Source organism: Streptomyces sp. NPDC048196 (assembly GCF_040652715.1).
GTDB classification, from domain to species: Bacteria; Actinomycetota; Actinomycetes; order Streptomycetales; family Streptomycetaceae; genus Streptomyces; species Streptomyces siderophoricus.
This window is the reverse complement of the sequence record NZ_JBEZMM010000023.1, coordinates 104230-122228: the sequence shown is the minus strand read 5'-3', so window position 1 is coordinate 122228 and position 17999 is coordinate 104230. Positions and strand designations below refer to the sequence as shown.

Annotated in this window: 14 protein-coding genes; 1 reads left to right on the top strand and 13 read right to left on the bottom strand. The window is 73.4% G+C overall.

What is annotated here, in order from left to right:
* Positions 1-415: 415 nt before the first annotated feature.
* The 10 genes from AB0E02_RS22575 to AB0E02_RS22530 form a co-directional block, all read right to left on the bottom strand.
* Entirely contained in the window at positions 416-1657 is a 1242-nt protein-coding gene (locus tag AB0E02_RS22575; protein WP_362142022.1) for a sugar ABC transporter permease, read from the bottom strand.
* Positions 1654-2430, bottom strand: a complete 777-nt coding sequence (locus tag AB0E02_RS22570; RefSeq protein WP_362142020.1) for an ATP-binding cassette domain-containing protein — start codon at positions 2428-2430, stop codon at positions 1654-1656. The genes AB0E02_RS22575 and AB0E02_RS22570 overlap by 4 nt, the downstream gene beginning before the upstream one ends.
* Positions 2431-2441: 11 nt before the next feature.
* A complete protein-coding gene (locus AB0E02_RS22565) occupies positions 2442-3536 on the bottom strand; it encodes a substrate-binding domain-containing protein (protein WP_362142028.1) in 1095 nt (364 codons plus the stop codon).
* Positions 3533-5944 carry a SpoIIE family protein phosphatase gene (locus AB0E02_RS22560; protein WP_362142026.1) on the bottom strand — a complete coding sequence of 804 codons (2412 nt, stop codon included), beginning with the start codon at positions 5942-5944 and terminating at the stop codon, positions 3533-3535. Before AB0E02_RS22560 ends, AB0E02_RS22565 begins: the two co-directional genes overlap by 4 nt.
* A 222-nt stretch (positions 5945-6166) precedes the next feature.
* Entirely contained in the window at positions 6167-7219 is a 1053-nt protein-coding gene (locus AB0E02_RS22555) for a zinc-dependent alcohol dehydrogenase family protein (RefSeq protein WP_362142018.1), read from the bottom strand.
* A 144-nt stretch (positions 7220-7363) separates the two neighbouring features.
* Positions 7364-7663, bottom strand: a complete 300-nt coding sequence (locus AB0E02_RS22550) for a hypothetical protein (protein WP_362142016.1) — start codon at positions 7661-7663, stop codon at positions 7364-7366.
* Between the two features lie 99 nt (positions 7664-7762).
* Positions 7763-8209, bottom strand: coding sequence for a hypothetical protein (locus AB0E02_RS22545; protein WP_362142015.1), 447 nt, complete (start codon positions 8207-8209; stop codon positions 7763-7765).
* Between the two features lie 178 nt (positions 8210-8387).
* On the bottom strand, positions 8388-9338 hold the full coding sequence (locus AB0E02_RS22540; RefSeq protein WP_362142013.1) for a hypothetical protein: 951 nt from the start codon (positions 9336-9338) through the stop codon (positions 8388-8390).
* A 114-nt stretch (positions 9339-9452) separates the two neighbouring features.
* Positions 9453-10913, bottom strand: coding sequence for an amino acid permease (locus tag AB0E02_RS22535; protein WP_362142012.1), 1461 nt, complete (start codon positions 10911-10913; stop codon positions 9453-9455).
* Positions 10914-11258: 345 nt separating this feature from the next.
* Positions 11259-11729, bottom strand: a complete 471-nt coding sequence (locus AB0E02_RS22530) for a MarR family transcriptional regulator (protein ID WP_362142010.1) — start codon at positions 11727-11729, stop codon at positions 11259-11261.
* A 126-nt stretch (positions 11730-11855) separates the two neighbouring features.
* Here AB0E02_RS22530 and AB0E02_RS22525 point away from each other — a divergent pair, with 126 nt between their 5' ends.
* A complete protein-coding gene (locus AB0E02_RS22525) occupies positions 11856-12266 on the top strand; it encodes an SRPBCC family protein (RefSeq protein ID WP_362142008.1) in 411 nt (136 codons plus the stop codon).
* A gap of 57 nt (positions 12267-12323) precedes the next feature.
* On the opposite strand, the gene AB0E02_RS22520 is transcribed toward AB0E02_RS22525, so the two are convergent.
* The 3 genes from AB0E02_RS22520 to AB0E02_RS22510 all read right to left on the bottom strand — a co-directional run bounded on the left by AB0E02_RS22520 (position 12324) and on the right by AB0E02_RS22510 (position 17770).
* Positions 12324-14786, bottom strand: a complete 2463-nt coding sequence (locus AB0E02_RS22520) for a SpoIIE family protein phosphatase (RefSeq protein WP_362142006.1) — start codon at positions 14784-14786, stop codon at positions 12324-12326.
* An 83-nt stretch (positions 14787-14869) separates the two neighbouring features.
* The gene (locus AB0E02_RS22515; protein WP_362142004.1) at positions 14870-16498 is read right to left on the bottom strand and encodes a helix-turn-helix domain-containing protein; all 1629 of its coding nucleotides are present in this window, start codon (positions 16496-16498) and stop codon (positions 14870-14872) included.
* A gap of 108 nt (positions 16499-16606) precedes the next feature.
* The gene (locus AB0E02_RS22510) at positions 16607-17770 is read right to left on the bottom strand and encodes an acyltransferase family protein (protein WP_362142002.1); all 1164 of its coding nucleotides are present in this window, start codon (positions 17768-17770) and stop codon (positions 16607-16609) included.
* Positions 17771-17999: the final 229 nt, after the last annotated feature.

Below are 17999 nucleotides of genomic sequence, written 5' to 3'. Positions count from 1 at the left end.
CCGGTGTTTGGGACGTAAAGCGACAGCAGTCCCAAACACCGGCCCCGCAGGCCCGTCACCGCACCCAACACCCACCCAGCCCGCCGCAGGCGCAACGGCGAACAACACCCGCGGCGCAGCAGACAGCAACGTGCGGCGGCGCCGCAAAGCGCAACGACGAGACGCCCCGCGACGGAACAGACGGCTACGTGCGCGGCGCCGCAAAGCGCAACGACGAGACGCCCCGCGACGGAACAGACGGCTACGTGCGCGGCGCCGCAAAGCGCAACGGCGAGCAAGCCCCGCGGCGGGACGGCCAAGTACGTGGGCCGAGGCCAAGCACAGCACCCCGCGGCGCAGCAGACGGCTGCGTGCGCGGCGCCGCAAAGCGCAACGGCGAGCAACAACCACGGCGGGACGGCCAGGTACGTGGGCATCAAACCCGACCATGCGCCCGTCGGGCCCGGCGGGAGAGGGAGTCGATGACCACGGCGAGCAGCAGTACTCCGCCGGTGATCATGAACTGGACGGCGGTCTGGATGCCCATCAGGGCCACCCCGGAGGCGATCGACTGGATGACCAGGACACCGAGCAGTGCGGACCAGGTCCGGCCGCGGCCGCCGAAGAGGCTGGTGCCGCCGATGACCGCGGCGGCGATCGCGTCCATCAGCAGGTTGCCGGAGCCCGCGGTCTGGGTGGCCGAGGTGACCCGGGAGGCCAGGAACAGACCGCCGATCGCGGCCATCGTCCCCGAGACCATGAACACCGAGATCCGCACCAGGTCCACGTTGATGCCGGTGCGGCGGGCGGCCTCCACGCTGCCGCCGAGCGCGAAGATCATGCGCCCGTACCGCGTCCGGCGCAGCACCTGGTCGAGACCGACCAGGAATCCCAGGAAGATCAGCAGGGCCAGCGGCAGGCCCTGGAACTGGTTGAGCACGAAGGCAGCGGCCAGCGAGACGGCCGCCAGCACCCCGGTGCGCAGCACGATCTCGCCGAGCGGCCTGGCCGGCACCCCGGCGGCCCGGCGGCGCCGGACGTCCTGGTAGGAGGCGAGGAAGTAGCCGGCCGTCCCGAGCGCCGCCAGGCCGTACGCGGCCACCACCGGGGTGAAGTAATAGCCGGTCAGCTGGGCGAGCAGGCCCTGGTCGTCGAGGTTGATGGTGCCGGCGGAGCCCAGGATGTAGAGCATCAGCCCGTTCCAGCCCAGCAGTCCGGCGAGGGTGACCACGAACGCGGGCACCCCGACCTTCGCGAAGAAGAAGCCCTGCACGGCCCCGATCACGGTCCCGGCGAGGACGGCCAGGACCAGCGCGAGTCCTTCCGGGACGCCCTGGTTGACGTTGAGCACCGCGAAACCGGCCGCGGCCAGACCGCTCACCGAGCCGACCGACAGATCGATCTCGCCGAGCAGCAGCACGAACACCACTCCGGTGGAGATCAGGCCGATGCCGGCGATGTCCACGCTCAGGTTGGACAGGTTGCGCGGCGAGAGGAAGTTCTCGTTGAGGCTCTCGAAGATGATCCACACCACCAGCAGCCCGAGCACGACCGGGACCGAGCCGAGTTCCCCGCTGTGGAACCGGCGCCGGAGGGCCGCGAGCGGGTTCCGCCCGGCCCGCTCCGGTGCCGGCCGGGCGCGGCGTACCGCCTCCGCGCCGTCCCGTTGCCGGGTCATCGCTCCGCCTCCCAGTGCGCCGCGCGGCGGGTGACCGCGTTGTCGGTGGCCCCGGTGATGGAGGAGATGATCTGCTCGTGGGACGTGGTGGTCACGTCGAAGAAGCCGTTGTTGCGGCCCAGCCGGAGCACCGCGATCCAGTCCGCGACCGCCTTGACGTCGCCCATGTTGTGGCTGATCAGCAGCACCCCGAGGCCGCGTTCCCGCAACTGCTCGACGAGGTCGAGGACCTGCGCGGTCTGCTCGATGCCCAGTGACGCGGTCGGCTCGTCCAGCAGTACCAGCCGCGGTTCGCCCAGCATCGAGCGGGAGATGGCGACGGTCTGCCGCTGGCCGCCGGACAGCGAGGCCACCGGCAGCCGGACGCTGGGCAGCCGGATGGCGAGGGTGTCGAGCAGGCCGAGCGTGACCCGCTCCATCTCCACCTCGTCGAGCAGCCCGGCCCGGCGGATCTCCCGGCCGAGGAAGAGGTTGCCGACCACGTCGAGGTTGTCGCACAGCGCGAGGTCCTGGTAGACGGTGGCGATGCCCAGGTCCTGGGCCTCGTGCGGCCGGGTGATCTGCACCGGCCGGCCCTGCCACTCGACGGCGCCCTCGTCCGCCGGATCGACCCCGGCGATCACCTTGATCAGGGTGGACTTGCCGGCCCCGTTGTCCCCGACGAGCGCCACGACCTGACCGGCGCGGACCTCCAGGTCGACGTCCGCGAGGGCCTGCACGGCGCCGAACCGCTTGAAGATGCCGCGCAGCGCCAGCAGCGGAGGTGCTGACATGGGTACCTGCCTTAGCTGGTGAGCCCCGCCTTCCGGCAGGCGGAGGCGTACTTGGGGGTGCAGATCTGGTCGATGGTGTACATACCGTCCTTGACCACGGTGTCCTTGATGTTCGCCGCCGTCACCTCGATGGGCGTGAGCAGTACGGCCGGTATGTCGTGCAGGGTGGGGCTGTTGATCCGGTCGGGGGCCAGGCGGCCGAGCCGCTCACCGCGCCCCGCCGCGACCGCCATCGCGGCTGCGGCGTCGGCCTCGGGCTTGAAGGGCTTGAGGACGGTCATGATCTGTTCGCCCTGGACGATGCGCTGAACGGCCGGCAGTTCGGCGTCCTGGCCGGTGATCGGCGGCAGCGGAGAGATCTTGGCGGCCTTCAGCGCGGAGATGATGCCGGCGGCGAGGCTGTCGTTGGCGGAGTAGACCCCGTTGATGTGGTCGGCGCCGAGCGCCGCGATCGCGGCGGTCATGTTGCCGTTGGCGGCCTCCGGACGCCAGTCGGCGGTGTCGTACGACTTCCCGATCCGCACCTTGCCCCGGAGGACGGACAGCGCACCGCCTTTGAACCACGCGGAGTTGGGGTCGGTCGCCGCGCCGTTCATCATCACGATCTGCGCGCGCCGCGCGTTCGGGCCGAGCGCCCGCAGCAGCGCCTCGGCCTGCAGCCGGCCGACCTTCGCGCCGTCGAACGACACGTACGCCGAGATCGGGCCCTCGGCCAGCCGGTCGTAGGCGACGACCGGGATGCCGGCCCGGTGCGCGTCCTCGACCGAGGAGCGCAGCGACCGGGAGTCGGTGGCGTCGAGGATCAGCACGTCGACCCGCTTGGTGATCATCGCGTCCATCTGCTGCTGCTGGGTGGCGACGTCGTGCTGGGCGCTGACGGTCTCCACCGCGCACCCGGGGCACAGCTGGTGGATCCGCTGCTCGATCAGCGGCTTGTCGAAGCGGTAGAAGCGCGAGGTGCTGTCCGGCAGGAGCACGCCGATCCGCAGGGCGCCGGGGGAGGAGGCGGTCCGGTGCCCGCCGCCGGCCTCGCCGCAGGCCGCCGGTCCGGCCAGCAGTCCCAGCGCGGCCAGCGCCACGACGGCCCTGCGCAGGCGCCCGGTCACCACGCCGGGCCCCCTTCACCGGCCTGGGCGGCCTCGATCCGCTCGTCCGGCTGCAGGCTGATCTCGCTCCACACCTGCTTGCCGCCGCTCAGCGGCACCGAGCCCCAGGACGCCGACATCGCCTCGACGAGGAGCAGCCCGCGGCCGCCGGTCGCCTCCCAGTCCACGCTGGCCGGCTTGACCGGGGCCCGTGGCGAGGCGTCGTTGACCGCGATCCGCAGCCGGTCGGCGGCCAGCGTCAGATCCAGCCGCACCTCGCCCTGGGTGTGCGCGATGGCGTTGGTGACCAGCTCGGACACCACCAGCAGCGCCACGTCCATCTCCTCGGTCACGCCCCACGAGCGCAGCGTGCGGCCGGTGAAACGACGGGCGTGCATCACCGCGTCGGGCAGCCGCCACACCGCCCAGTGGGCCCGGGTCGGGCGGACCCGCATGCCGTCGTAGCGCAGGACCAGCACCGCCACGTCGTCGTCCCGCCGCTTGGCGCTGCCCAGCAGCTCGTCGGCGACCCGCCCGGCGTCGGCCGGATCGGCCGCCGCGAGCACCTCGCAGACCCGCCGCATCCCGTCCTCCAGGGGGAGGCTGGCCGATTCGGCCAGGCCGTCGGTGAGCAGCACCAGCAGCGTGCCGGGCGTCAGCCCGACCTCGGTCAGCGGGAACTCGCCCTCGGCGGCGACCCCCAGCGGTGGCCCGCCCTCGACGGTCAGCTCCTCGGTCCGGCCGTCCGGGTGCCGCAGCACCGGCGGCAGGTGCCCGGCCCGCACGAACCAGGCGATGCCCTCCTCCATGTCGAGGTCCACATAGGCGCAGGTGGCGAAGAGATCGGTCTCCATGCCGAGCAGCAGCCGGTTGGCGTGCGCGATCACCACGTCCGGCGGGTGGCCCTCCACCGCGTACGCCCGGATCGCGGTGCGCATCTGGCCCATGATCGTGGCGGCGCCCGCGCTGTGTCCCTCGACGTCCCCGATCACCAGCGCCACATGGCCGTCGGAGAGCGGGATGACGTCGTACCAGTCGCCGCCCACCTCCAGGCCCATGGTGGCCGGCAGGTAGCGGACCGCGGTGACCCCGCCGGCCAGCGTCGGCAGGGTGCGGGGCAGCAGGCTGCGCTGGAGCATGGTGGCGAGCTCATGGCCCGCGTCCAAGGCGTGCGCGCGGACCAGGGCCTGGCCGACCAACCCCGCGGTCGCGGTCAGCAGCGACCTTTCCTCGGGCCCGAACCGGTGCTCGGTGTCCCAGCCGAGCAGGCACACGCCGACCACCCGGCCCTCGGCCGGCAGCGGCAGGACGGCCAGCCCGCCCGGGCCGATGTCCGCGAGCCCCGGTTCCAGCTCCGCGCCCGGGGGCCACAGCGCCACATGGCCGCCCCGCAGGACGCCCTCCACCGTGGGCAGCGCGTGACACGAGGCGTCGGGCCATTCGCTGCGCCATTCGCGCTGCCAGCTCGCGGGCCAGGACTCCGGCTCGGGGGGATCGAGGACGGTGACCACGAGCCGGTCGGCCTCCAGCTCGGCGACCCCGATCCGGCTGGCGGCCAGCGGCGGCCGCAGCACGTCGACCACCGCCCGGCTGACCTCCCGGATGGTGGTCGCACCGGCCAGCGCGGTCGACAGCCGCTGCACGACGGAGACCTCGTCGGCGCTGGGGCGCAGGTACGAGGCGTCGGCGACCACGCCCAGCATCCGTTCCGGCACCCCGTCGGCGTCGTACCGCACCCGGCAGCGCAGACTCAGCCAGCGCAGTTCGCCGTTGGGCCGGCGGATCCGGAAGGACAGCTGCTGCCCGGAGACGGGCAGCCCGCCCGGTTCGACGATCGACATCAGCGCCGGTACGTCGTCCGGCGCGGTCCGCTCCAGCAGCGTCTCGACCCGCCGGTCGAACTCCTGCTGCGGGATCCCGAACAGCTCCAGCACCAGGGCGTCCGCGTCGATCCGGCCGGTGCGCAGCACCAGTGTGAAGGCGCCGCCGCGCAGGGTGCCCAGGCCGGGGCCGAGCAGCGACTGCCGCTCGGTGCGCGCCATGACCCGGGCGGCCACCGCCTCCAGCCCGGCGGCCACCTGGTCGGCGTGCAGCTCCAACAGGTGCCTCCGGTCCTCGTCGAAGGCGTGCGTCGCCTGGTCGACGACGACGAGGCAGCCCAGCCGCCGGGTGTCGTCGCCCAGCGGCAGCGCCCCGAGCGAGACCTCGCCGGGCTCGTCGAGTTCGGCGGCGCCCACCCACTGCGGCCGTCCGGTGCGGTAGGCCGCGGCGACCGGGGAGTTGCCGGCCACCTCGTAGCTGGCGGGCAGTCCGAAGCGGACGCCGGAGCCACCGACCATCTCGGCCAGGTGGAGTTCGCCGTCCCCTTCGGCCGGGACATAGACGGCGGTCAGCTCGGCCCCGGACGACCCGAGGACCCGCGTGGTCACTGCCTGCACCGCCTCCGTACGCGGAGGGAAGCCGTTGTCGTACGCCACGGTTGCCGTATCCGCCCTCGGGGCCAGGGCTCCACCCCGCCGCCATTTCATCGGATATGCCGTAATTTACCGCTTTGCTTCCATGGTGCGGCATCCGGCGAGGCCGGAGCCAGTCGGCGTCCGCGCTTGTGCACCCCGGCACGGTGCGTGACCGAGGGCCGGGCCCCCGCCCGGTCAGGCGGGCACCAGCACCGCCGCGCCCCGCACCCGGCCGGCGGCCAGGTCGGTCAGCGCCTGCGGGGCCCGGGCGAGCGCATACGGACTGGCGGTGACCTGGATGCCGATCCGTTCCGCGGTCCGCAGGAACTCCTCGCCGTCCTGGCGGGTGTTGGAGGTCACGCTGCGCAGATCGCGCTCGTGGAAGAGGTGGCGTTGATAGTCGAGCACCGGGATGTCGGTGAGGTGGATCCCGGCGATGGCGAGCGTGCCCGACCGGTCCAGCGCCTCCAGTGCCACCGGCACCAGGTCGCCCACCGGCGCGAAGAGGACCGCCGCGTCCAGCGGCTCGGGCGGCCGGTCGTACGCGTCGCGGGCCGAGGTCGCCCCCAGGTCGAGGGCGAGTTGACGGGCCGCCGCCGTCCGGGTCAGCACATGGACCCGGGCCCCCTCGGCCAGCGCGACCTGTGCGGCCAGATGCGCCGAGGCCCCGAACCCGTAGATGCCGAGCCGGCCGCCCGGCGGCAGTGCGCTGCGGCGCAGTGCCCGGTAGCCGATGATCCCGGCACACAGCAGCGGCGCCAGCTGCACGGCGCTCTGGTCCTCCGGGAGCGGATAGGCGTAGTCCGCGGGGACCAGGGCGGCCTCGGCGAACCCGCCGTCGGCGTCCCAGCCGGTGTACCGGGAGGCCGGACAGAGGTTCTCGCGGCCGGCCCGGCAGTAACGGCAGCCCCCGCAGGTGCCGCGCAGCCAGGCTCCGCCGGCCCGGTCACCGACCTGGAACCGGCCGACCGCCGCCCCCGTGGCGACGACCCGGCCGACGATCTCGTGCCCCGGTACGGTCGACGGGCGGCGCGGCGGCAGATCCCCTTCGGCCAGATGGAGATCCGTACGGCAGACCCCGCACGCCTCGACCCGCAGCAGCAGATCGCCGGGACCCGGCGCGGGAACGGGGCGCCGCACCGCCACCAGCGGCCCCGAGGCCACCGGACCGGGCCGCCCGACGGCCCAGGCGGACGCCAGATCAGGGCCGGAGACCGGCGCCGGGGCTCCGGCCGTGTGTGCGGCCATGCGTCCAGCATCGCGCCGGGCAGGGAGGCGGACAAACGGGAGCGGAGCGCGCCGTGCGGCGCCGGCGGGCGGCCCCCGGGCACGCCCGGACCCGGCCGACGTACCTCGACGCCCCGGCCTCGTGGTCCGCCTCGCCCCGCCTCGTCACGAGGGAGAGGCGCTGCGTCCGCCGGCCGGGTCGGTCCGATCCTTCTGGCGGAGGCGAAGGGCGCGCAGCAGCGCGGTCAGCGGCCGACGGCGCTCGCGGACGGCCGGGGTGCTGCCCGGCGCGTCCGCGGTGTCCGCCGCATCCGGGGCACCCGGCGCCGGATCGGCCGGGCCGCCCGCCGGCGGCCGGTCGGGCGGCGGCGAGCTGTCCGGGGGAGGGGTCTTCGGCCGGGGGACGGTGCGCGAGGCCTCGGCGCGGATGAGCGCGCCCAGGGCCCCGAAGATGTCGCGGGGCATACCGGTTCTCCTGCGGTGCCGGTCCTGTGAGCGGATGACGGCAGGCCGCGCCCCGGTGGCCCGTCGACGGGCGGGGCAGTCGGGCGCGGCCGGGCCCGGTCAGCAGCGCAGAACGGTCACGCCCCCGGCAGGCGCGGCGGCGGCGGAGGTGCGGACGGCACCGGACACCGGGACGCCGCTCGCGGTACGGGCGGCCGCCGCCGGTGACGCCCCGAGCGCCTTGCCGGTCGCCCCGGTCGGGACGTGGTGGCGCAGATGGCAGACCGACCCCACGCACCGATGGCGGACGCCGCTGCCCGGATGCCGGTGGTCGCCGTCGGCGGAGGCCAGTACCGGTGCCCGCACGGTGCACGGCCGCTCGGCCGGTGCGGACGCGACGGGGGCCGCGGCACGGGTGGCGCAGGCTCCGGCAGCGGCACCGGCCGGCGGTGCCTCCGGGGAGTCCGGGGCGAACGCCGCGTGCAACAAGGCCAGCAGAGCGATCAGGAGCAGCACGCGCCGGCCCCGTGTCGCCGCGGAGCGGCCGGTGCTGACGGTGTCCCGCATACGGATCTCCCCACGCTCTTCAGGAAGGGATCCCCGGTACGACATCGGGGCACTCCGGAGAGACCGGAAAGAGCCCCGCATTCCACCCGTTCCGGCTACCGCCCGTACGTATGCCCCTCAATCGGACACGTCGCCGCGGGTTTCGGCGGCCCGGACGAGGAGGTGGACGCGGGGCGCCCTAGCTGTCCGCCGTGGCCCGCTCGAAGTGGTGCGTGAAGCGCTCCAGGGGCTCGCCGTCCAGGCTCCACGGCCAGGGCGTGGCGATGCCCTTGGTGGCCCGCAGGGCGATCGCCGCCTCGGCCATCCGGGCGGACTTGATCAGCGCGTAGGCCAGTACGTTCAGGTCCGCCATGGCCTGGGCGTGGTGCAGGTAGCCGGGTGCCGGCCAGTACCGGGCCGCCTGGTCGAGGGCCCGGGCGGCGTCCGGGCGGCGCCAGATCTCGCCCGCGCCCAGGGCGGACAGCCCACCGGTGGCCACCGCCCGCTGATGGGCGCGGACCAGCGCGGTCAGTTCCAGGCCGGCGGCGGGGGCGTCCGGCGGCATGCTGTTGCGGACACCGTCGAGCAGGTCCAGCACCAGGGCGCTGGAACCGCACTCATCTGGCGAGAGGTAGCCCAGGGCCTGGAGGTGCGCCTCGCGGTTCCAGGGGTCGCGGGCCTTGATCTCGCGCCAGATCGCCGACAGTTCCTGCGAGGGGCGGCGCTCCAGCCGCAGCACGGCCAGCTGCAGGGTCCACGGCGTGGGATCGGCCGGCGCCAGATCGGCCGCGATCCGGCAGGTCTCCCGGGTCTCGGCCAGATCGACGGCGGAACCCGGCTCGCGGGCCCGGAGGAGATCGGACCAGGCGTGCAGCAGCAGGGCGCCCGGGTCGCGCGGGCTGTGCCGCCGCCAGATGCCGGGCAGCCCCCGGCCGGCCGACGCGGCCAGCACCGCCAGCCGGTGCGCCCTGCGGTCCCAGTCCTCGCCCACTTCGTCGAGCAGCTGCCCCATCGTGGCCATCACGGCGGTGTCCAGCGAGCCGCGGGACCAGGCGGTCTCGACGCGCTTCCGGGTCCGGCCCAGGGTGACGTCGTCGAGTTCCGGGGCCATCCGGGGAACGTTGTCCTTGCGGCGTCTGAAGACGGGCATCGTCGTGGGCTGGCCTTCCGAGGGGGAATCGTGGGCGGCGGGGGGCGGTGGTGAGGGGATGGTACGGGGCGGTGGCGTGCCGTGCACACCACCGCCCCTACGGTTCGCGTTCTGCTAGCGGGACAGGCCCGCCGTCTTGTCGGAGCTGCCGCCGATCCGGTCGCGGACCAGGGAGATCCCGACGACCACGACGGCCAGCAGCACCGACAGCAGCACCTGGATGCGGCCGCCGCCGTCGCTGTCGTCGGTCAGCATGTAGGCCAGCACGAACGTGATCATCGCGATCGTGGCCCAGGTCAGGTACGGGAACAGCCACATCCGTACGACCAGCTTGTCCGGGTTCTCGCGCAGGATGATGCCGCGCATCCGCAGCTGCGAGAAGCAGATCACCAGCCACACGAAGAGCGCGACCGCGCCCGAGGAGTTCAGCAGGAACTGGAAGACGGTGGTCGGCCACAAGTAGTTGAAGCCGACCGCGATGAAGCCGAAGAGGACCGATGCCAGGATCGCGGTCTGCGGGACGCCGCGCGCGCTGGTCCGGGCGAAGGCCTTCGGCGCGTCGCCGCGCTGGCCGAGCGAGAACGCCATCCGGGAGGCGGTGTAGAGGCCGGAGTTCAGGCAGGACAGCACGGCGGTCAGCACGATGACGTTCATGATCTGGCCGGCGTGCGGGATGCCTATGGAGTCGAGGGCCGCGACGTAGGAGCCCTTCTTGGTGATCGAGGGGTCGTTCCACGGCAGGAGGGAGACGACGACCAGGATCGAGCCGAGGTAGAAGATGCCCACCCGCCAGATGACGCTCTTGGTGGCCTTCGTGACCGCGCGCTCGGGGTCCTCGGACTCACCGGCGGCGAGCGTGACGATCTCGGAGCCCATGAAGGAGAAGACGACCATCAGGACACCGGTGAGGATCGCGCTGGGCCCGTGGGGCAGGAATCCGCCGTGCGAGGTCAGGTTGCCGAAGCCGGTCGCGGCGTGGCCGGTGCCGGGCAGCACACCGAAGATCGCCAGGCCGCCCAGGACGATGAAGGCGGCGATGGCGACGACCTTGATGCCCGCGAACCAGAACTCGAACTCGCCGAAGGAGGCGACCGAGGCGAGGTTGCTGGCGGTCAGGACGACCATCACGATCAGCGCCCAGGCCCACTGGGGGACGGCCGGGACCCAGCTCGTGAGGATGGCGGCGCCGGCGGTCGCCTCCACGGCGAGCACGACGACCCAGAAGAACCAGTACAGCCAGCCGATGGAGAAGCCCGCCCAGCGGCCGAGCGCCCGGTCCGCGTACGCGGAGAAGGAGCCGGAGGTCGGGTTGGCCGCCGCCATCTCGCCGAGCATCCGCATGACGAACACGACCAGCGCGCCGACCAGGGCGTAGGAGAGCAGGATGCCGGGGCCGGCCGCGGCGATGCCCGACCCGGAGCCGACGAACAGGCCGGCGCCGATGACCCCGCCCACGGCGATCATGGACAGGTGGCGGTTCTTGAGGCCGGAGCGCAGTCCTGACTGCTGCGACGCCGCCCCGCCTTCCGGGGGTGCGGGCGGAGCGGTCAGATGGCTCTGGGGAGGTGTGGTCATTGCGACATCCGTTGAGGGTTTGGAGGGGTCATGCACGGGGTGACTGCTGGGATCGCCTCGGTCTGGACGCACGACAGGGCCGGGTGCTGGCAGGTGGCGATCATGGCCCTGTCGAATGTCGAAAGCGGCGGCACGGGGCCGCGGATTCCGGATGCTCGCGCGGGTGGGGAGCGCTGATCGCGCCGCCGCAGCGTGCCCGGCCTCCTCGTGAGAGGTGAGCGGCATCACGTCCGAATGGATTTGCGTCAGCGTATGTGGCGATGCACGGCGGCGTATTTGTGAGGGACGACAAAGTCACCCCTGATGGCTGTGCGACCGGCCAATGCGGAATTCGTTGCCGACCGCCTACGAGGGCTCCTTCCGGTGCGGGGTGCGCCCGCCCTCGGCGCTTTCCCGGCGGTCCAGCTCGGCGAGCAGGCGGTGCAGGAACGCCCGGGTTTCGGTGACCGCGGACGCCGGGAGCGCGGGGGCCAGGGCGCGGTGGACGGCGGTGGCGCGCTCGGTGACGCGGGCCAGCGCCCGCCGCCCGTCGGGTGTGAGCACCAGCAGCGGGGAACCACGGTGATCCGGGTTGGGTTCGAAGGTGAGGTGGCCCAGGTCCGCGAGGTCGTTGGCCACCCGCTGCACGTTCTGCCGGCTGACCCCGAGCCGCCGGGCCGCCTGCGGCACCGTCACCGGTGCGTCCGACACCACGCTCAGCACCTGCCACCTGGCCTGGGTGAGTCCTTCCGCCTGTGCGGTGCGCTCGCCCAGGCGGCGCAGCGCCCCGGCGGCCTCGAAGACATCGGCCACCAGCAGAGCCATTTCGTCCGGCACTCGGTCCTCCTTCCGGCGCCCCTCGTCGGACCGCCTCCGCGCTCTTGACAAGATGCTGTCAGAGCAGCAACGTGATGTCTATATGCAATGGCTATGCACACAGCACGGCACCGGAAAGGGCCCGCCATGAACACCAGCCGCTCGGTCACCAAGACCGTCACCATCGACCGCCCGCCGGACGAGGTGTTCGCCTTCCTCGCCGACCCGGCCAACTGGCCGCAGTGGGCCGTGGTGAACGTCCGGTCCGTCGAACCCACCGAGGACCCGCAATGGTGGCGGATGGCCACCCCGCAGGGGCCCGCCAGGCTCCGGATCCGCCCGCACGCCGCCCTGGGCGTCCTGGACCACGACTACCTCGATGACACCGCCTCCTGGCAGGTGCCCGCCCGCGTCGTGCCCAACGGCACCGGCGCCGACTTCATGATCACGTTCTTCCGCCCGCCGACCCTCTCCGACGAGGACTTCCTCCACCAGACCGCGCTGGTCGACACCGAACTGGCAACGCTCAAGGACGTACTGGAACACCCGCGGCCGTGACCGGGCCGGGCGGATGCGGATGTCCCGGCTCGCGACGATCACCGCCGGGCCGGGCCGTCACCCCGCCTCCGCCTCGGACGGCAGGTCCTGCTCGGCCCAGATGATCTTGCCGGTCGGTGTGTAGCGGGTGCCCCAGCGCCGGGTCATCTGGGCGATGATGAACAGCCCGCGGCCGCCCTCGTCGGTCGTCCGCGCATGGCGCAGATGCGGCGCGGTGCTGCCGCCGTCGGAGACCTCGCAGATCAGCCCGTCCTGCCGGATCAGCCGCAGGGTGATCGGGCCGGTGCCGTGCCGGATCGCGTTGGTGACCAGCTCGCTGACGACCAGCTCCGTGGTGAACTGCAGCTCGTCCATGCCCCATTCGGCCAGCTGCCGGCCGGCCAGCGCTCGGGCGTTGCCGACCACGGCCGGATCGGCGGGCAGGTCCCAGGAGGCCACCTGGTGCGCACCCAGCGCACGGGTACGGGCCAGCAGCAGCGCCGCGTCGTCCGACGGCGGCCCGGTCAGCAGCGCCTTGACCACCCGCCCGCCGATGTCCGTGAGCGTCGCCCCGGGCGACGTCAGCGCGCCGCTCAGCCGGGCCAGCCCGACCCCGATGTCCGGATCGCAGGTCTCGATCAGCCCGTTGGTGTAGAGCGCGAGCAGACTGCCCTCGGGCAGCTCACGCTCGACCGCCTCGAACGGCAGCGAGCCCAGCCCCAGCGGTGGACCGGCGGGCAGGTCGACCAGCTCGACCGTGCCGTCCGGCCCGGCCACCGCGGGCGGGAGGTGGCCGGCCCGCGCCAGGCAGCACCGCCGGCTGACCGGGTCGTAGACCACGTACAGACAGGTCGCGCCCATGAAGGTGGCCGCCACCGTGGCGTTCTCGGTGTCCGGTGCCGGCTCGGTGCCGTAGGTCTTCACCAGGCCGATGACCAGGTCGTCCAGCCGGGCCAGCAGCTCATCGGGCGGCAGGTCGAGGTTGGCCAGGGTGTGCACCGCCGTCCGGAGCCGGCCCATGGTGGCCGCGGCGTTGATGCCGTGGCCGACCACGTCCCCGACGACCAGCGCCACCCGGGCGCCGGACAGCGGGATCACGTCGAACCAGTCGCCGCCCACCCCGCTCGGCGCGTCCGCGGGGAAGTACCACGACGCGACCTCCAGGGCGGAGCCGCCGGTCAGTTCGTGCGGCAGCAGGTTCTGCTGCATCACCCGCGCCGCGGTCCGCTCCCGCGTGTAGCGGCGCGCGTTGTCGACGCACACCGCGGCCCGCGCCACCAACTCCTCGGCCAGCCGCACATCGTCCGCGGTGAACGGCCCCAGCCGGCGCGAGCGGAAGAACGTCGCCGCGCCCAGCGTCACCCCGCGGGCCTGCACCGGCGCCACCATCACCGACCGGAACCCGTACGCCCGGATCACCGCGCCGCGGGCCGGGTCCTCGGTGACCCAGGCACTGGACGCCTGGTCCAGCGCCGCCTCCACCAGGGACTCGCCGGCCAGCAGACAGCGGGTGATGGGCGAGGCGGGGGAGCGCCGTACGGCCTCGCCGACCGCCAGTCCCGCTTCCGGGCAGCCCTCGTTGACCGACTGCTGGCCGCAGCGCCGCATCAGCAGACTGCTGTCGACCGGCCCGGGCACCGGCTCGTCGCCCCGGAGGACCGAGTCCAGCAGATCGACGGCCACGAAGTCGGCGAGCGCCGGCACCGCGACATCGGCCAGCTCCTGGGCGGTGCGGGTGACGTCCAGCGTGCTGCCGATCCGGGCGCTGGCGTCGTTCAGCAGGGCCAGCCGCTCCTGCGCCCGCCAGCGCTCGGTGACGTCGATGACCATGTACCAGATGCCGATCCGCCGGCCCTGCGGATCCGCCAGCCCGAAGAAGGACGCCGAGTAGGCCCGCTCCTGGCTGGGGTCGGCGTAGGTGGGGCTGCGGAATTCGTAGTCCATGACCGGGGTGCCGGTGCGCAGGACCCGCAGCATCCGCTCGTGGAAGGCTTCGGCCTCCAGCGGCGGCAGGACCTGGTCCACCGTCCGCCCCAGCCGGCGTTCGAGGGGGATCAGCCGCTCCAGGACGTCGTTGACCCACACGTAGCGCAGCTCGGTGTCCAGCACGGCCATACCGACCGGGGCGTGCGCCAGGAACGGTTCGAGCATCAGCTGATTGACCCCGCCGCCCGGCGTCCGCCACTCCTCCAGGGCGAACACCGACCACCGCTCCCCGCCGGCGCCGTCGAGCACCGGGGTGACCTGGACGGCCAGCTGGAGATCGCGGCCGTCGCGGTGGCGCGCGGCCACCGAACCGCCCCAGCCCTCGCCGGTCCGGCACCACGCGGCGACCGCGGCCGCCCGCTCCTTGTCGCCGGGCAGCGCCAGCAGTTCCGCCGCGGGGTGGTGGAGGATCTCCTCGGCGCGGTAGCCGAGCAGTCGCTGTGCGGCCACGGTCCAGGAGACGATCAGCCCCTGTGCGTCGAGTTCGGCCGTGGCCGCCTTCGCGAGGTCACCCGCCCGGCCGGAACCGCCCGGCCGTGCCTTGTCGGAGCTCATGATCGCCAGTCCGTCGGCTCAAGGGAGCATCTCGGCCAGTCTAGGAGTTTTACCGACCGACAGCCGCTGCACCCGGTGACGGATCAGGGGGCCGGCGGCAGCCGCAGTTGCAGCATGGCCAGCAGGCGCTGGTCGGGGCGGCCGAGGTCGAGGCCGGTCAGCTCCTCGGCCCGCCGGATCCGGTAGCGGAGGGTGTTGGGATGCACGTGCAGCTGGGCGGCGGCGGCCCGGACGTCGCCGAAGGCGTTCAGATAGGCGAGCACGGTCTCGGCCAGCTGCCCCTGGTTGCGGCTGTCGTGCGCGACCAGCGCGGTCAGCCGCGGATCACGCATCTCCGGGTGGCTGGAGAGCAGCGTCAGCACCTCGCTGACCAGCACCTCCGCCTGGATGTCCGGCAGCGCGGCGACCGTGGTGGCGACGCCCACGCTCACCATGGCGTCCAGGATGCGGTCCGCCTCCCGCCGCGATTCGGGGACCTCGCCGAGCGCCGGCACGATGCAGCCCACCGAGCCGCGCAACGACAGCCCCAGGTGGCGGCGGACCGCGTCGGTGATCTCCTGCCCCCAGCAGCGCAGCGTGCCGAGGTCGATGCTGCGCGGCAGCTGCGGCAGCAGCACGTAGGTCCGGGAGTCGGCCTGGGTGACCAGGGCGCTGCGGTGCCGGGCGGCGGTGTGCACCGAGACCAGGTTGCCGACCTCGGCGCGGGCCAGCTCCGGCGGCGGGGCCTCGGTCCCGTAGGAGAAGCCCAGGACGACCGCCGGGCGGGCGGCGTCGAGGCCCATGTGGGAGGCGAGCGGCTGCGGCCCGGTGGTGCCCTCCAGCAGCCCGGCCGCCAGGGTGCGGGTCAGCGTGAGGCCCGCCGAGAGCTCCCGGCGGCGGCGCACGAGATGCTGTGCGGCGACCCGGGCGGCGCCCAGCAGCGCCTGGTCGCAGTGGTCGGTCAGCGGCGTCGAGCCCTCCTGCACCCAGATGGTGCCCAGCTGCCGCTCCCCGGACCGGATCGCCACCGCGAGCCGGGCCCGGATGCCCAGCTCCGGATGGCTGTCGATGCGGATCACCTCGTCGGAGGCGCGCAGCCGCTGGAAGACCCCCCACTTCCGGAGCCGGGCCAGGTATGCCTCGGGGCCGTGCCAGCCCAGGATGGACAGCCGCCGCAGATCGTCGACCTCGTCGGAGTCGGTGGAGCGGGAGTACGCCAGCACCCGGTTCGCGGTGTCCTCGATGCTGACGATGCCGCCGGTGAGGACGGCGGTGGTCTGGGCGAGCGAGAACAGGTCGCCCTCCTCGTCGCCCGCTCCGGGCAGCCCCGGCGGCGCGCTCTCCAGGGCCGCCCGGGCCAGCGCGTCCACCTGCTCCCAGCGCGCCTCACTGCGCACGGACAGCAGCGCGATCCCGGCCTCGACGGCGGTCTCACTGAGCGCCGCGGCCTGGCCGGGGGCGTCGAGCTTGACCGCGACCGCGGCCGCCCCGTCGCGCCCGCCGGCCCGCAGCGCGGGGAACGCGGCGCGGCCGCGGGCGCCTATGGCGAGGATCAGCTCGCCGGGGCGGGCCATCGGCGGATCCTCGGGGTCGAGCAGGGCGACGCTGCGGATCTCGACATCCAGCCCGGCGGGCGCCGCCTGCAGCTCGACCAGCGGCTCGCCCAGCGACATCAGCAGCTGGCGCAGGCTGATGCCGGTACGGGGCGGCGATGCCGCCGCGGCTGTGTCCATGATCGGCGCCTCTGCTGGGTCGGCTCGGCCCGGGCCGGACGGCGCAGGCCCTCTTGTGGCGCATACGATCCCGGCCGCCAAGCAGCCGGTCGGCCAAAGTCGGGGCTGCTACGGCACGTATGAGCCACGCCAACAGTACTGCTGCTCCTGGCCGGGAGCTCCGCGGTCGCGGGGCGGCCGGCGGAAGGCCCAGCGCATCCGCGGTTCCACCGCGAACCGGAAGACCCGCCGTACGGGCGGGGTGCACAGCAGCGTCACCACCACGGCGGCGATCAGCGTCACCACGACGTGGCCCCACGGCGTGCCGACCCAGGCCGCGTCGTACCAGTGCCACCAGCGCGAGCCCTTGGCCAGGAAGCCGTGCAGCAGATAGCCGTAGAGGGTGCCGGCGCCCAGGGCGGTGCACCACATCCGGCGGCCCGGCACCCAGGCGAGGAAGCAGGCGGTCAGCACCAGCGAGCAGCCGAACATGGCCGGCTGCATCAGCATGCCGCCCCACCACGGCGCCCCCAGCTTCTGGGCGCTGTCGGTGTGGTAGAACCACGCGTCGTTCATCCGCGGCACGGCCCAGTACGCGAACGCGGTCGCGCCCAGCACCACGGGCACCGCCGCGATCCGCACCGCTCGGCGGCGCAGCAGGCGGAAGTGCTCGGGGGAAAGGCACAGGCCCAGCACGAAGAACGGCAGGAACTGCAGCACCCGTTGGAGATCGAGATCACTGCCGATCTCCGGGGAGGCCGAGGCGAGCGCGGCGATCGTCAGGGCGACCGGCACCGGCAGGCGGATGATCCGCCACAGCGGGGCGGTGAGCCGCCAGATGAACAGCGCCGGCAGGAACCAGGTGAGGAACCACGGATCCAGCAGGCCGACCGAGAGGTCCGGCTGGTCACCGGCCGCGTACCGGAACAGGGCGTAAGCCGTGCGGAACAGGACATAGGGGACGGCGATGCCGGTGACCAGTCGCTGCAGCTGCTCGGGGCGGAAAGTGAAACTCCGGGAAAAATAGCCGGAGATGACGATGAACGCCGGCATGTGGAAGGCGTACAGGACGAGGTAGAGCGCGGCCGAGGTCCGGCTTCCGGCGTAGAACGGCTCCCAGGCGTGGCCGATCGCCACCCATACGATGGCCAGGTATTTGGCATTGTCGAAGTAGGCGTCGCGCCGGGTGCCGCCGGCTTTGTCCGCGGCCTGGGGCGTGCCCCGGGGTGCGGCCGGGGCGGGGGCGCGCGCCGAGGCGGTGGTGGAGCGGCGGCGGAGCGGGGCCGCGGTCATGGATCGTTCCTCCCCTCGTTCGTCTACAGTGTTGTAGACCGTCCCGCACTGTAGGGGCCCGGGCAGGCGCCGCGCATCCCGGTCCGCTCAGCCGGCCCGCAGGGGCCTGCCCGTCGGCCCGACGGCGAAACCCCCAGTAAAGTCACTCATCGCGCCAGGCGTGTCGTCCGGGTCGGCCAGGCCGATCCACCAGACCCGCCCCACGCGCCGAGGCGTGCCTGCGCCCACC